Origin of the sequence: Rugamonas violacea (assembly GCF_016461825.1) — a bacterium.
Taxonomy (GTDB): domain Bacteria; phylum Pseudomonadota; class Gammaproteobacteria; order Burkholderiales; family Burkholderiaceae_D; genus Rugamonas.
The window spans coordinates 1-15130 of the sequence record NZ_JAEMNU010000074.1; the positions used below are offsets into that span (position 1 = coordinate 1).

Annotated in this window: 13 protein-coding genes and 1 tRNA gene; 7 read left to right on the top strand and 7 right to left on the bottom strand. The window is 59.6% G+C overall.

Annotated elements, in window-relative coordinates; translation table 11 throughout:
- Positions 1-169: 169 nt before the first annotated feature.
- The 7 genes from H7U20_RS13995 (at position 170) to H7U20_RS14030 (ending at position 6360) form a co-directional block, all read left to right on the top strand.
- A complete protein-coding gene (locus tag H7U20_RS13995; RefSeq protein ID WP_233410756.1) occupies positions 170-1027 on the top strand; it encodes a replication initiation factor domain-containing protein in 858 nt (285 codons plus the stop codon).
- A 21-nt stretch (positions 1028-1048) separates the two neighbouring features.
- Positions 1049-1381 (top strand): hypothetical protein, encoded by a 333-nt coding sequence (locus tag H7U20_RS14000; RefSeq protein WP_199759768.1) that lies wholly within the window; start codon positions 1049-1051, stop codon positions 1379-1381.
- A gap of 484 nt (positions 1382-1865) precedes the next feature.
- Positions 1866-2171 carry a major capsid protein gene (locus tag H7U20_RS14010; RefSeq protein WP_233410757.1) on the top strand — a complete coding sequence of 102 codons (306 nt, stop codon included), beginning with the start codon at positions 1866-1868 and terminating at the stop codon, positions 2169-2171.
- A gap of 171 nt (positions 2172-2342) precedes the next feature.
- Positions 2343-3728 (top strand): hypothetical protein, encoded by a 1386-nt coding sequence (locus tag H7U20_RS14015; RefSeq protein ID WP_199759770.1) that lies wholly within the window; start codon positions 2343-2345, stop codon positions 3726-3728.
- Between the two features lie 4 nt (positions 3729-3732).
- Entirely contained in the window at positions 3733-4026 is a 294-nt protein-coding gene (locus H7U20_RS14020; protein WP_199759771.1) for a DUF2523 family protein, read from the top strand.
- Between the two features lie 4 nt (positions 4027-4030).
- On the top strand, positions 4031-5116 hold the full coding sequence (locus H7U20_RS14025; RefSeq protein WP_199759772.1) for a zonular occludens toxin domain-containing protein: 1086 nt from the start codon (positions 4031-4033) through the stop codon (positions 5114-5116).
- Positions 5113-6360 (top strand): type II secretion system protein GspD, encoded by a 1248-nt coding sequence (locus H7U20_RS14030; RefSeq protein ID WP_199759773.1) that lies wholly within the window; start codon positions 5113-5115, stop codon positions 6358-6360. Before H7U20_RS14025 ends, H7U20_RS14030 begins: the two co-directional genes overlap by 4 nt.
- A gap of 300 nt (positions 6361-6660) precedes the next feature.
- Here the strand turns inward: H7U20_RS14030 and H7U20_RS14035 are convergent.
- From H7U20_RS14035 to ybiB, 7 genes are all read right to left on the bottom strand, one after another.
- Positions 6661-6739: transfer RNA gene (locus tag H7U20_RS14035), tRNA-Ile, on the bottom strand.
- Positions 6740-6843: 104 nt separating this feature from the next.
- Entirely contained in the window at positions 6844-9090 is a 2247-nt protein-coding gene (gene rpoD, locus H7U20_RS14040; protein WP_199759774.1) for an RNA polymerase sigma factor RpoD, read from the bottom strand.
- Positions 9091-9587: 497 nt separating this feature from the next.
- Positions 9588-11384: a DNA primase gene (dnaG, locus tag H7U20_RS14045; RefSeq protein WP_199759775.1), complete on the bottom strand. Its 1797-nt coding sequence runs from the start codon at positions 11382-11384 to the stop codon at positions 9588-9590.
- A gap of 190 nt (positions 11385-11574) precedes the next feature.
- Entirely contained in the window at positions 11575-12024 is a 450-nt protein-coding gene (locus tag H7U20_RS14050) for a GatB/YqeY domain-containing protein (RefSeq protein WP_199759776.1), read from the bottom strand.
- A 172-nt stretch (positions 12025-12196) separates the two neighbouring features.
- Positions 12197-12409: a 30S ribosomal protein S21 gene (gene rpsU / locus H7U20_RS14055; RefSeq protein WP_008451879.1), complete on the bottom strand. Its 213-nt coding sequence runs from the start codon at positions 12407-12409 to the stop codon at positions 12197-12199.
- Between the two features lie 313 nt (positions 12410-12722).
- Positions 12723-13934, bottom strand: coding sequence for a BaiN/RdsA family NAD(P)/FAD-dependent oxidoreductase (locus tag H7U20_RS14060; RefSeq protein ID WP_199759777.1), 1212 nt, complete (start codon positions 13932-13934; stop codon positions 12723-12725).
- Between the two features lie 73 nt (positions 13935-14007).
- Positions 14008-14994, bottom strand: coding sequence for a DNA-binding protein YbiB (gene ybiB / locus H7U20_RS14065; protein WP_199759778.1), 987 nt, complete (start codon positions 14992-14994; stop codon positions 14008-14010).
- Between the last annotated feature and the right edge of the window lie 136 nt (positions 14995-15130).

Consider the following 15130-nt stretch of genomic DNA (forward strand, 5'->3'; position numbering starts at 1 on the left):
CTGCTGAATAGTGTTTCACTGCCCGTCTTTGCTCCGCCCCCTGTACGATTACGAGAAATCAGATGACGCGACAACTATCCTGACACAGGGGGATCAGATTATTGAGGAGGCAAGCCGACAGCTGGAAAAGGTATTTGGGTTCGGTATAACCGACAAGCGAGATCGCGGCATGAACTTCTATCGTGAATCTTGGGTTCTCGGCGATGGGATGGGATTTGTGTGTTTCGGCGGGCAACGTACCACCATGCTCATTTGCCTCACCGGCCACGGCTGCGCAAACGCCATTGGCGGTTGGGAAAAACGGCTCTATGACTTTCTGACGACGGTTGCGATGCGGCCCTCCATCTCTCGCATCGACTTGGCTCACGACGATATTCATGGCGACTACTTGTCCGTTGATTGGGCGGACCATCAATGGAGTGCCGGAGGGTTCAGCTTTAAGAAGGGTGGGCGTCCGCCGGAAATTCAACACGTCGGCAATTGGAAACGGCCCAGCGGAAAAGGTCGCACGCTGCAAATTGGTATGCGCACATCCAGCAAGTTTTGTCGTTTCTACGAGAAGGGTAAAAAGGAAGGGGATAAGGCCAGTGTTTGGTGCCGTTGCGAAGTCGAGTTTAAGAACTCAAACACCATTATTTTGCCGGAAGTGCTCCTGAATCCGACCGACTATTTCGTCGGTGCCTATCCATGCATCGCTGACTTTGCGAAAACTGAGGTTCCATCGCGCATGGAAGTCAAAAAGAAGACTGCTCATATCACCATCGACGCCTGCGTTGAGGTTACCAAGCATCAGTTCGGGAAATACATTCGGGTTTTTCGTGAGCTTTGGGGCGATAAAGAGGCACTTGATCTGATTTGCAATGCGGATGAGGATTACTGGCCTAAGCGCATGAAGCCATTAACCAGTGACGCTAATAGCGGCCCTGTTCCCGTGCACAAGCAAGCTAAGGTGGAAATTCCGTCATTCATGCATTTCATTACAACCGTCCCATCATTCGGCCTCAATGGGGAAAACGGTTTTTCGTAGGCTACTTATTAGGAATACAAAATGAAATTTACTTCCACGATCAAAGTCACCGGTATGAAATTCTCCAAAGGGATGATGGATAACGGGCAAGCTTTCGACAGCACTAAAGTGTTCGTCGAGACTGATCTTGACTCAAGCAAGGACACCGCTTTTGGCACGGCGACCGCAGAGTATGGACTGGGCAAGGCTGACGAATTTCAAAAATATAAGCACTTGGCCGGTGCCGGTCCGTTCATGGCGATTGCTGAAATGGAAATCGTCACTAACGGCAAGACTCAGAAGACCGTTATCCATTCGCTGCGTCCCGTTGACGCTGCAAAGGCTGCGTCGGGTGCCAAAAATGTCGGCGCTTAAGCCGGAGGTTAAATTCATTGTGCAGGACAAGGAGTCCGCGCTGTTTCTTATGCCTGTACATGGCGACGTAGGTTTCACTACGTGGGCGCATGAGGCTGGAAGGTTCGACGGATACGCAGACGCGGTTGATACCGCTGCGCTCAACTGCCACGAAGGGTTTTACGTGACCGAAGTTTGCGCCGAGCGCAAGTTGCTTGTTGCTGCAAAGCCTTCCTTCGATTTGGTCGGTTAGTCATGGGCGGCGCTGTTCATCAGGTCATTGTCTGCGCCCCGGTAGCTTCGGCTACGCCACAAGACCAGGTGGCATGTCCGGCGCAAGGTGCCCAATTGTATGCACCTTCTCCGGTCGCCGCCTACCTGTTGGCTCCCGAGCAGGGTTCGGCGTTCGAGGCCAATATCGCCCCCCTCGATTATGCGGTAGCCGGGGCGCTTTGGGCCTTTGCGTTCACGACAGTAGTTGGGCTGTACATAGCAAGTCATTCAATTGGTGTGGTTCTCGGCTTTCTTCGCCGGGGTTAATCGTAGTGCGTTGCGGGCGCTTTCCCGCGTTTTGAAAGAGGGTAAGAAAATGAAAGTTATGAAAAAAATTGGGCTGGGTCTGGTTGGTGCTGTTGCTGCTACCGCTCCTGTGTTTGCCTTGGCGGCTCCCCCCGACCTGTCGTCGCTGACTAGCGCGATCGATCTGTCCACCGTGATCACCGCAGTGCTGGCGGTCGCAGCGATTATTGCTGGCGTGTACGCGGCAATCAAGGGCGCAAAGACGGTGCTGGGTCTGGTTAAAGGCGGCTAATCCCCGCCGTGGTGTTGCTACGGGGTGAGGTGAGAGCCTTGCCCCTTTTTTTTGGAGATTGCCTTGTCCATCAATGATCTTTGGTACTTGTTTTTCTTTGCTTTTGGAATCGTATCTGGGTGGTCCGTTGTGTCGGGCCTTCGTGATCAATAATTTTGGGGAGTTGTGACGATGAAAAAGCTGCTTGTAATCTGGCTTGCGTTGGTCTTGGTTATGAATCCAGTGTTCGCTGGCGTGGCCGTGCCTGTTACCTCCATGCAGAATTCAATCTCGGGGGTGATTCAACAAAAGGCGATCAAGCGAGGGTTTGCCGCCAACGATCCACGATTTGGCGCGACACTCAACTTGGTCTCGTCTGGTCTGGGAACGGCCGCCGCTGGTGCCGCTACTGTTTTGTTGGCAGGAGTCACCGCACCAGCGTGGGTCACGGGCGCGATTGCTATTGGTGTTGGTGCGGTCGTCAGCTATGGCGTGTCCTTGGCATTGGATGGAGTTGTTAAGTGGGCTTTTTCGGCTGATAAGACGGACACTACTCCCATTACTCAGTCTGGCTCTCAGGTCCCGCAACCTGTACCTGCTGGGCTTACGGCTGGTCAGCCGCACTGGGTCACAAATAGCTACCGCGCTAACGATGCAATGTCCACAATCAGGGCCGTATTCGGTGATAACTACGCTGCTTCATACGCTGCCGCGACGGCCTTTGAGTTCTGGATTGGTGATTGTTCCGCTGATACCTCGACTACCTACAATTGCAACGTAAAGCGTCGTACTAAGGCTGATGGCACTGTTACCAACTACAGTAACATCCGGGCGAGCTATGTAACGTCACCGGCACCACGCACGTGTCCAACTGGGCAAGTTTCTAATGCGACGGTCTGCGTGGTTCCGACCGCTTACCCAGACAAGACACCTAATGCGGGGGCTGATGGCAAAATCGCCGTCCAAACGGCGGTCGATAGTCTTACCGCTGCTGAGTTGGCTAAACCACTCAACCCTCAGTTGGTCGCGACGATTGCAGATAAGGCTTGGGCAGATGCAGCGGCCAAGCCGGGCTATAACGGTTTGCCCTACATTGCCTCTGATCCCATTACCGCGGCGGATGCAGACGCTTGGCGATCTGCTAATCCGCAAAATTGGCCGACCGTTCAAGAGTTCGTCAAGCCGCAAACCATGACTAATACGCCATTTTCGGTGCCTACCGCACCGGCTCCGGTGACAACGCAAGACCCGTCCGCGCCTGCTCAGGGCACTAACCCCGGTGCGGCTAATCCAGTTGAGAATTTGGGCATTGACCCTGGTATCGGAGCGCCAGTTTTGGAGACTACTCCTACCGTTGATCAGATTTTAAAACCCATCTTTGATCTGATGCCTAGCTTTCGAACTTTTACGACACCGTCGCATTCCGCTGTTTGCCCTAAGCCAGCGTTCGATATCTTTGGTGCCCATATCGTTATGGACTCTCAGTGCACGATAGCCGAGTCAACTCGCTCTACCCTGCACTCGGTGATGTTGGCGGTTTGGGCTATCGCTGCAGCGTTTATCATTTTGAGGGCTTAAGACTATGTTTGGCATACTTTTATCCGCGCTGAATGTACTGCTGGGCTTTGTCCTTCGTTCGGTTATCGTGAAATTTGTCATGTTCTTCGCTTTGTTTTTCGTGACAAGTGGCTTTATCAGTTATTTATCAAGCTCTGGCATCTTGCCTTCCGCTGACGTAATTGGATCAAGTCTCGGGTCCGTGCCGTCGGCGGTCTGGTACTTCCTCGATCTGTTCGCATTCTCCGCTGGCCTCCCGCTGATTTTGTCCGCGATGCTCACTCGTTTCATTATTCGTCGTATTCCTTTGATCGGGTAATCTGATGCCTATTAATGCATTTGGTGGTGGTCCCGGTAGCGGCAAAACCTATGGGGTGATCGAGCACGTCATTCTTCCTGCCATAGCGTCCGGGCGCTTCGTCATAACTAATATCGAGGGTCTGAACTGCGAGGCAATTTATCAGTACGTGATAGAGCACTTTTACAAGGGTAAGATTATTTGTATCGGGCACATTCGCCAGTGCAATCGGGACGCCCCTGGTGAGGATGATTTCTTTCCGGGTGCCGATTCGCTTGACAAGCCTTGTCATGTGCCTGACGCCGAGTGTCGTAATGTTGTCGGTGGTGACCTTGTTGTGATCGATGAGGCTACACGTTATTGGCCGCAGGGTGACAAGGTCTCTAAACAAGCTGCTTTTTTCTTCAGGGAGCACCGGCACTTTGCAAATGAACTTGGTCAGACGTGCGATATGGTCGTTATCGATCCTGATCTGACTTTGTTGGCGAGACCTCTCAAGGGAAAGCTTGAGCTATCCAGTGTCACTCACAAGACCAAGAGCATTGGTCTTAATCGCTATGTTGTGCGCCTGTACAGGGGTGCGAAGCTTAGCGGGAAACCGCAATCTGTTAAGGGGCCATATCCGTTTTCGAAGGAAATCTACGCGCTCTATAAAAGCTATTCCCACGAGTCAGCGACTGAGCAGGCAATTGATAAAAGACAAAACATTTTTTCGAAGGGGATGATTGCCGGACTGCTGGTTTGGCTTGTCGTTCTCGGCATCGCCGGTCAGCGTACATACAATTACTTTCATCCTGAATCTGCGAAGGTGGCGTCAGCTAATCATGGTACCTCGGGCAATTTGTCGACTGCATCAACCCATGTAGTGACGGGTCCGGTGGTGCCGCTTAGGCCGTCGTTTTCTCAAGAGTGGCGCTACGCCGGTGCGTATACCGCGAAAGGTCAGCAATGGGTTGTCCTTGTTGACTCGTCGGGACGGCTTCGGGCAGAGTCGCCTAGTGTTTTCTCCGGTACTGGAGCGTTGGCTGTTGGGGATATCGATGGAAGTCGTGTTACGTCATACTCCGGGTCCGTTTCCCGTTCCTCCGGCTCAACTGGGGTCTCAAAATGAGAGCTTTTATCTCCCTCGCGATTACGTGTCTGCTTACCATCGGCTCGGTTCACGCTGCACCGGGCCGTGATCCGGTTAAGTTCGATTTTCAAGGTGTGACCGTCTCACAGGTCATTTCTTTAGCGTATATGCAGATGATCGATGCGCCTTACGTCATCGACCCGGCCGTGGTGCAGGATACCCGCGTCGTTTCGTTTCGCTATGACTCTGCCACTGGCGATGTTCGACACTTTTGGATCAGCTTTCTCGACTCGCTTGGCCTCGTTGTAGTGAATCGTGGAGGCGTTGATTTCGTATCGGTTAAGCCTGTTGCACATGAGCCGTTGGAAGAGCGCGACGTGTTTGTATATCGTCCGCAATATAGGCCGGTGGCTTATCTTGTTGATCTTCTCGGGACGGTTTTTAAGCCCGGGGCTTTCGGCACTCAACGCGCTGTCAGATCTATCTCGCCGATGGAGAAGGTGCCGACTGATGCGCCACCTTCATCTGCTGCCGGGGCCATTAATGTGGATTCCGATACGCTGTTGTTTCAGGGGTCGAAGACTGATATCGCTAAGTTGAAAGCCATCCTCTCCCAAGTCGATGTCTCGGCTGGTGAGGTGATGGTAAAGGCAGTGGTATATGAGGTTGCGACGGGTACTTCGGATTCGTCGGCGTTTTCCCTTGCATTGTCGATGATGGGTGGGCGTGTTGGCGTGTCCATCGGTGGGCCGGTGGCCGCTGGCAATTCCATTTCTCTAAACACAGGTTCAATCGAAGCTGTGTTTTCGCTATTCAAAGGTGACTCTCGTTTCAAGGTCGTATCGACGCCTACTGTCCGGGTGAAGTCCGGTCAGCGGGCACAGCTAATGGTCGGGCAAGAAGTGCCTACTATTGGCGCGATTACGTATCCGCAAGGCGGGGCTGCTCCCGTTCAATCTATAGAGTACAGATCGTCTGGGGTCATTCTTGGACTTTCTCCGACTGTTCGTGAGGGCGGCATCGATATGATGGTTGATCAGCAGATCAGCGATTTTGCTTCCACGCGCAGCGGTGTCAATAACTCTCCGACCCTGACCAAGCGGAGTCTTACTACGACGGTAAGCACGCGTGATGGCGAATTGATTGTTCTCGGGGGGCTGACTCAGGATAAGACTATGACCAGTGGATCAGGTCAATCGTTCCTGCCTAAGTTCATGCGTTCGTCTTCCGCTTCGGATGACAAGACAGAGGTCTTGTTGTTGTTGCAGGTGACGAAACTATAGCGTTGTGCTGACGTATGCGTTGTCAAGTGCGAACCCGGAAGCCGTGTGTTTTTTCGACGGTATTTTGTCGAAAAGACGCACGGGTGAGGATTCGGCGGAGCGAACACTTTACAACTCAGGTAAAAAAATACGCTCGTCGTTGGGGGGCAGGGGTAGTTCCCTGCCCCCCTGACGACCAAGGGCGCTTGGCGGGTTTGGGCAGAGCCCAAGGTTTAATCGGTCCCCGCATTACGTGTTGACACTTGGTTGACACTGGTAACGAAAAAGGACCTCGATTTTCGCCTAAGTCTTTGATTTTATTGGTGGGCCTCCCGTGAGTCGAACACGGCACCAACGGATTATGAGTCCGCTGCTCTAACCAAGCATGAGCTAGAGGCCCAGTTTTGTACTGCCGCGCTGGGACCGTACCGGCCGGCCCTCTGACGCGCTCGTCACTAAAACGAACTCGCGAGGATATAGGCTGGCACGGGCACTAGTCAAGTCTTAGTTACCTTCCAAGAAGCTTTTCAGCTTGTCGGAGCGCGACGGGTGGCGCAACTTGCGCAGCGCCTTGGCCTCGATCTGACGGATCCGCTCGCGCGTCACGTCGAATTGCTTGCCCACCTCTTCCAGGGTGTGGTCGGTCGACATCTCGATGCCGAAGCGCATGCGCAGCACCTTGGCTTCGCGCGGCGTCAGCGAGTCGAGCACGTCCTTCACCACGCCGCGCATCGAGGCGTGCAGCGCCGCGTCGGACGGCGCCAGGGTGTTGTTGTCCTCGATGAAGTCGCCCAGATGCGAATCGTCGTCGTCGCCTATCGGCGTCTCCATCGAAATCGGCTCTTTGGCGATCTTCATGATCTTACGGATTTTATCCTCGGGCATCTCCATCTTGATCGCCAGGGTGGCCGGATCGGGCTCGGCGCCCGTCTCCTGCAGGATCTGGCGCGAGATCCGGTTCATCTTGTTGATCGTTTCGATCATGTGCACGGGAATGCGGATGGTGCGCGCCTGGTCGGCGATCGAGCGGGTGATGGCCTGGCGGATCCACCACGTCGCGTAGGTCGAGAACTTGTAGCCGCGACGGTATTCGAACTTGTCGACCGCCTTCATCAAACCGATGTTGCCTTCCTGGATCAGGTCGAGGAACTGCAGGCCGCGATTGGTGTATTTCTTGGCGATCGAAATCACCAGGCGCAAGTTGGCCTCGGTCATTTCGCGCTTGGCCTTGCGCGCCTTCATCTCGCCGGCCGCCATCTGGCGGTTGATGTTGCGCAGGTCCGGCAGCGGCAGCACGACGCGGGCCTGCAGGTCGATCAGGCGTTGCTGCAGCTCCTTGACCGTCGGGATATTGCGGCCGAGTATGGCGCTGTAGGCGTGGCCGGCGTCGACTTCGCCGTCGACCCAGTCCAGATTGGTTTCGTTGCCCGGGAACACCTTGATGAAGTGGGCGCGCGGCATGCCGCACTTGTTCACCGCCACGTCGAGGATTTGCTTCTCGATGTGGCGCACCTCGTCGACTTGGCCGCGCAGGGTGTCGCACAGCTTCTCGACCACCTTGGCGGTGAAGCGGATGCCCAGCAGCTCGTGGGAGATCGCCTCCTGCGCCTTGACGTAGGCTTTCGAGTTGTAGCCGTCCTTTTCGAAGGCCTTGCGCATCTTGTCGAACTGCAGGGAGATGACGTCGAACTTCTCCAGCGCGGTGGTGCGCAAGGCTTCCAGCTGTTCGGCCGAGAAACCGGCGGCGCCCGAGGCGCTGGCCGCCTCCTCTTCTTCCTCTTCCTCGACTTCCTCTTCCTCGGCCTCTTCCTCGTCGTCCTCGCTGGCCGGCGCGGCGGCCACCGGGGCCGGCTCGGACTCGCTCTCGTCGACCAGACCGTCGACAATTTCGTCGATCTTGATCTCTTCGGCGCGGATGCGCTCGGAAGCGGCGATGATTTCGGCGATCGTCACGGGGCAGGCCGAGATCGCCTGGATCATGTCTTTCAGGCCGTCTTCGATGCGTTTGGCGATCTCGATCTCGCCCTCGCGGGTCAGCAGCTCGACCGAACCCATCTCGCGCATATACATGCGCACCGGGTCGGTGGTGCGGCCGAAGTCGGAGTCGACCGTCGACAACGCCGCCTCGGCGGCGGCCTCGGCCTCGTCGTCGCTGGTGACGGTGGCCACGTTGTCGGACAGCAGCAGGGTCTCGGCGTCGGGCGCGTGTTCGTAGACCGCGATCCCCATGTCGTTGAAGGTGCCGATGATGCCCTCGATCGCTTCAGGATCGACGATGTTCTCGGGCAGATGGTCGTTGATCTCGGCGTAGGTGAGGAAGCCGCGTTCCTTGCCGAACTTGATCAGGGTCTTGAGTTTTTGCCGGCGCCGTTCGAGCTCCTCCTCCGACGCTTCCGTGTCCGACGAGAAGGCATCCTTCAGCAGGGCCTTTTCCTTGGCTTTGCGGTCCTTGGCCTTGGCCTTGTCGACCGCCTTCAGCTCGGCGCGCTCGACCGCGTTGAGCGCGGCCACTTCGTCGTTTTCCGGCTGGAATTCCTTCGGCTTGCGCCCGCGCCGGCCCGGCACTTTCACCGACGGCAATACGTATCCCGACGTGTCGATCGCAGCCAGGGTGGCCGCGTCGGTGGTCTGACTGACCGCCGGCGGGTTGCTGGCGACACGTGTTTCCGCCTTGTCCGCGGTTTTCGCGGCTTGGGTGGTCACTTTGCTGGGCTTGGCAGCCACATTGGATTCAGGTTTCTTGATTGGCACAGGCGCTTTCGATTACACAACGACTTGCTTATTAGGATAAAGTTTCTTGCGGCCCTTTTGGGGCCTACGTCTTCGAACCTGCCGACTGCACACGCTCGACATTACTACGACTACTTACACCTCGTTGGGCACGATCCGCGACCACAACAGATCCCCACCTGGCCCTGTTCGGGCCGATTTTGGCAGAAATTCTACTGCATTTGACGGGCGAGTGGGGGCGAGAACCATGAGTGGCTTACAGACGGGCAGAACTGCCGCCATCGGCGGCGAGCGATCCCGCGCCGTCTAAACCAAAGCTGGCCCTGGCCGCCGACGCTGCCTTTCCGCGCCGATCAAGAGCCTAACTTACTGAAAACAAATACAAATTCTGAATTAAAAAACAATGCCAAAAGACACAACACTTAGCGTTTTATTATAGCACGCTGGTTTGCAATTTCCAGGGGGCGAGAGGAGGTGGCGCCGGGCACCATTTGCCCCCCGCCCCGCCCGCTCCCACCCTAGCGGTTGGCCAGTTCGGCCTCCGCCTCGCGCATCAGCTGATCTTGCTGCGAGGTAATTTCCCGGTAGCGCACGCCGATCTCGTCCGATGACAGGCCGGCGGCGAACAACTGGCTCAGCTCCTGCTTCAGCGCGTCCATCTTGATCTGGCGGATGGCGCCCTTCAACCACAGCCGCACGGCCTCGAAATCGGACTCCGGCTCCTTGACGATCTCGCTGATGATCTCGTCGTACTCGCCGCCCTGCGATTTCAAATGTTGCGCAAAAGCCGCAAAACCACCGTGCTGGCCAAGCGATTGGCCGGCAGCCACCAGTTGCGCCAGCCGTTCGGCCGGCTCGGCGCCGAAGTGGGCGAAGCTGGCCAGCGCCGCCTCGTCGAGGTCCAGCGCCAACGGCGGATGGGCCACCAGGTGGCGCACGATCTGCAATTCCAGCCCGACCGGCACCGGCCGGCCGCTGCGCGGCGGCGCCTTGCGCGCCACCGCGACCGGCTTGGCCAGCTCGAACAAGACCTCGATCTCGGACGGCGAACTCTGCGTCAGCTGCGCCAGGCCGCGCACGATCTGCAGGCGCAGCGACGACGGCGTCATCGCCTGCAGCAGCGGCTTGGCGTCGAACTGGGCGCGCGCGCGGCCCTCCGGCCCGTTCAAATCGTGCTCGCCGCACACCTCCTTGAGCAGGAACTGCGACAGCGGCATGGCGTCGTGGATCTCCTGCTCGAAGGCCTCGGCGCCGTTGGCGCGCACATAGCTGTCCGGGTCGTGCTCGGTCGGCAGGAACAGGAATTTGATCGTTTTGTTGTCCGACACGTGCGGCAGGCAGGCCTCCAGCGCGCGGCGGGCGGCGCGGCGGCCGGCCTTGTCGCCGTCGAAGCTGAAGATCACCGTGTCGGTTTGGCGCAACAGTTTCTGCACGTGGTTGGTGGTGCAGGCCGTGCCCAAGGTCGCCACCGCTTGAGGGAAACCCATCTGCGCCAACGCCACCACGTCCATATAGCCCTCCGTCACCAGCACGTAACCGGCGTCGCGGATCGCCTGGCGCGCCTCGAACAGGCCGTACAGCTCGAAACCCTTGGAAAACAGCGGTGTTTCGGGCGAGTTCAAATACTTCGGCTCGCCATGGTCGAGCACCCGGCCGCCGAAGGCGATCACTTGGCCCTTGGTGTTCTTGATGGGGAACATGATGCGTTCGCGGAAACGGTCGTAGCGCTTGCGGTTGCCGCCGTCCTCGTCGACCTTGTCGATCACCAGACCGGACTCGGCCAGCACCACCGCCTCGTAGTCGGGAAACACCGAGCGCAAATTGTCCCAGCCGCTGGGGGCGAAGCCCAGGCCGAAGCGGGCCGCGACCTCGCCGGTCAGGCCGCGATTCTTCAGGTAGGCGATGGCGCCGGCGGCGCCGCGCAACTGGCCGCGATAGAAGTCGCAGGCGTGCGTCATCGCCTCGGTCAGCGCCATGCTGTGCGCCTGCATCTGGGCGCGCTGGGCCGGCGGGATCTTGTCATCCTGCTCGGGCACCACCATGCCGACGTTCTGCGCCAGGTCCTTGACGGCGTCGACGAAGCCCATGCCCGAATATTCGATCAGGAAGCCGATCGAGGTGCCGTGCGCGCCGCAACCGAAGCAGTGGTAGAACTGCTTGGTCGGGCTGACGGTGAAACTCGGCGATTTTTCGCTGTGGAAGGGGCACAGCCCCATGAAATTGGCGCCGCCTTTTTTCAGCTGCACATAGCGCCCGACGACGTCGACGATGTCGACGCGGTTCAGCAGGTCGGAGATGAAGGATTGTGGTATCACTTGGCTGGGCGGTCTTGTTATTGATCAGACTATACCGCCACACCGCGCCGGACTTGATCCGGCGCAAAGTGTGGCGCGGGGACGGCTACTCGAGTGCGCCGCCGGGACCCGGCCGAGCCCGGCGGCCAATGCCGGGGGCCGACCCCGGCTTGTGCCGCAGGGTTGGGCTCGAGTCGCCGGCGCTGCTTCCTTACGCCGGCGCCAGCGCCTTTTTGATCAGGGCCGAAACGGCGCCCATGTCGGCGCGGCCGGCCAGCTTCGGCTTGACGATGGCCATCACCTTGCCCATGTCCTGCGGACCGGCGGCGCCGGAGGCGGCCACGGCGGCGGCCACCTCGGCGGCGACCTCCTCGTCCGACAGGCCGGCGGGCATGTAGTCCACCAGCACGGCCAGCTCGGCCTTCTCGATGTCGGCCAGGTCGGCGCGGCCGCCGGCTTCGAACTGGGTGATCGAATCCTTGCGCTGCTTGATCATTTTTTCGACGATCGCCACCACCTGGGTGTCGCTGACCTCGATGCGCTCGTCGACTTCCTTGCGCTTGATCTCGGCGATCAGCAGGCGGATCGTGTTGAGCTTGCCGGTTTCCTTGGCGCGCATCGCCGCTTTCATGTCTTCGGTGATTTGTTCTCTCAAGCCCATCGTGTTCTCCTGGATTGACACAGTTTTACTGCGTTATAAATGCGAAAACCCGCCGCGGCGAACCGGAGCGGGCAGGCGACTCATTTGGACAGAAGTGCATCCAAACGAAACAGAACACAACCCGTGGCGGCCAATGCGCCGGACTATCGGGGTCGGTTCTGAATGAACAGTCTTAGAATAATTTTTTCGGCAGTTGTTGGCTGCGGATGCGTTTGTAGTGGCGCTTGACTGCGGCAGCCAGCTTGCGCTTGCGCTCAGCCGTTGGCTTTTCGTAGAACTCGCGTGCGCGCAGTTCGGTCAGCAGACCGGTTTTTTCGATGGTGCGTTTGAAGCGACGCATTGCGACTTCGAACGGCTCGTTTTCTTTAAGGCGAATAGTGGTCATGTAAAAATTCAAACCGTTGATTTATAGGAAGAGAGAGATAGTAGCAGCTTTTTGCCAGAAATGGAAGAGGTCTGGCAGCCGAACCGGCCTGGAAAGCGCATTTCGTCGTGAAAACAACGTCGCCGGACCAGGCGGAATCTCCGCATCGCCAAGCATGTTTGCGGCGACTGGGTTCGCTCTCCGAAGGGAAATTATAGCAGCAAAGCGGGCCGCCGCCGGCTTCGCTTGCAAAGCAGGCAAACCAAGCGGCGCCGCAGCAACAATCGGCGCCGGCCGCCGCGCGGCGGCCGGCCGCCTAAACAGCCTAAACGGCCTAGACGGCCTGCCCCGCCGCCACGCCCGAGGCCCAGGCCCACTGGAAGTTGTAGCCGCCCAGCCAGCCGGTGACGTCGACGCTCTCGCCGATGAAGTACAGGCCGGCCACCTTGTTGGCCATCATGGTCTGCTGCGACAGCTCGCGCGTGTCGACGCCGCCGCGCGTCACCTCGGCCTTGCGGTAGCCCTCGGAGCCGCTCGGCACGATGGTCCACTGGTTGACGGCCAGGCCCAGCTTGCGCAGCGCGGCGTCCGGCAGGTCGGCCAGGCGGGCGTCCAGCGCCAGCCCGTGGGCCTGCAGCAGGCCCTCGGCCAGGCGGGTCGGCAACCATTGCGACAACACGTTGCCGAGTTGCTTCTTGATGCTGCCCTTGCCCTCGATCAGGGTCTGCGCCAGGTCCATCTCCGGCAGCAGGTTGACGACGATCGGCGTGCCGGGCTGCCAGAAGCTGGAAATTTGCAGGATCGCCGGGCCGGACAGGCCACGGTGGGTGAACAGCAGATCCTCGCGGAAGCGCGCGCCGGTCGGATTGCGGCCCTTCAGCGAGCCGGTCTCGACGTCGACCTCCAGCGCGATGCCCGACAGCGCGGCGAACGGCGCCCAGCTGGCGTCGTCGAAGGTCAGCGGCACCAGCGCCGGGCGCGGTTCGACCAGCTTCAACTCAAATTGCTGGGCGATGCGGTAGCCGAAGTCGCTCGCGCCGATCTTCGGGATCGACAGGCCGCCGGTGGCGATGACCACGCTGTCGGCCTCGATCGCGCCGCCGTCGGTCTGCAAGGTGAAGCCGCCGCCGTCCAGTTGGGCGATCGCCTCGACCTTGCACGGCATGCGCCAATGCACGTCGCCGGCGGCGCACTCGTCCTTGAGCATCTCGATGATCAGCTCGGCCGACTCGTCGCAGAACAACTGGCCCTTGTGCTTCTCGTGGTAGCCGATGCGGTACTTCTTGACCAGCGCGAGGAAGTCCTGCGGCGTGTAGCGCGACAGCGCGCTCTTGCAGAAATGCGGGTTCTCGGACAGGAAGTTCTGCGGCCCGGCGTTGATATTGGTGAAGTTGCAACGGCCGCCGCCGGAGATGCGGATCTTCTCGGCCAGCTTGCCGGCGTGGTCGATCAGCACCACGCGCTTGCCCCGCTGGGCGGCCACGGCCGCGCACATCATGCCGGCCGCGCCGGCGCCGATTACCGCTACATCAAACTGTTTTGCCATATCAAATCCCGCACCTGCACTGTTTCAAAGGCGTGATTGTAAACGGCTTTGCCGATCAGCCCGCCGGCCGGCTCTATTCGATCGGCTCGCTGACCCGCTGCCGCGACTGCAGCGTGCGCGACACCAGCAGGCATTGCGCCACCTGCTCGGCGATCGATTCCGGCACCGCCACCTCGCCGCGCAGCACGGCCGCTATCCAGGCGGCGGTGGTGGCGGCGTCGCGCTCCAGCGGCAGCGCCGGCAGGGCGCCGACCTGGCTCTGCTTGGGCACCAGCATGCTGCGCAGGCCGCCGTGGAACCAGTCGATCTGCTGCGCCTTGTTGGCGTTGGCCACCGTCTCGCCCTCGGTGCCGCGCATCAGGAAGGCGTCGCCGCGCTCGTGCAGCGCCGCCGTGGTGAAGTACTCGCCGAGCATTTCCAGATACTCAGGATGGGTGTAGGAGACCAGCCGCAGCGCCGGCCCGGCGAAGGGCTGCATGATCTTCACCAGCGTGTGGGTCGAGTTGCGCACGCCGAGGATGCGGCGCAGCGCCAGCATCCGGGCCAGCGGCGGCGCCAGCCGGTCGATGGTGATGAAGGCGACGTGGCCCTGCGCCAGCGCCTCCTCCGCCTCGGCGTGGTCCTGCGCGGCGGCCACGCCGAGCGCCTCGAACACCTCGGCCGTGGCGACCCGGCCGGCGTCGTGCGCCACGCCGTGCACCAGCACCGGCACGCCCTCGCGCGCCAGCAGCATGGCCAGCAGCGGCGTCAGGTTGGCCATCTTGCGCGCGCCGTTGTAGCTGGGGATGGAGATCGGCGCGAACTGGCCCGGCGGCGCCGTCAACGGCGCGAACGCGGCCTCGGCGGCGTCGAGGAAGCCGGCGATCTCCTCCACCGACTCGCCCTTGATGCGCATGGCCAGCAGCACGCCGCCCAGCTCAAGGTCGGAAACGCGGCCGGCCAGCATGGCCGCGTACAGGTCGTGGGCGTCGTCGCGCGTCATGCTGCGCGCGCCGTTCTTGCCGCGGCCGATCTCTTTGATCAGGCGGGCGGCCAGGAAGGGTTCGTGGAGTGTCGTCATGCCCGACAGCTTACACGCAAACCGGCCCCGCTTCCCAGCCCCCCCCGCCCCGCCGGCGCAGCGCCCGCCGCCAAAAGGGTTTCCGAGCGGAAACAGGCGTCGGCGCAAGGCCGCGCCGGGCCGGCAAGGCCGGCCA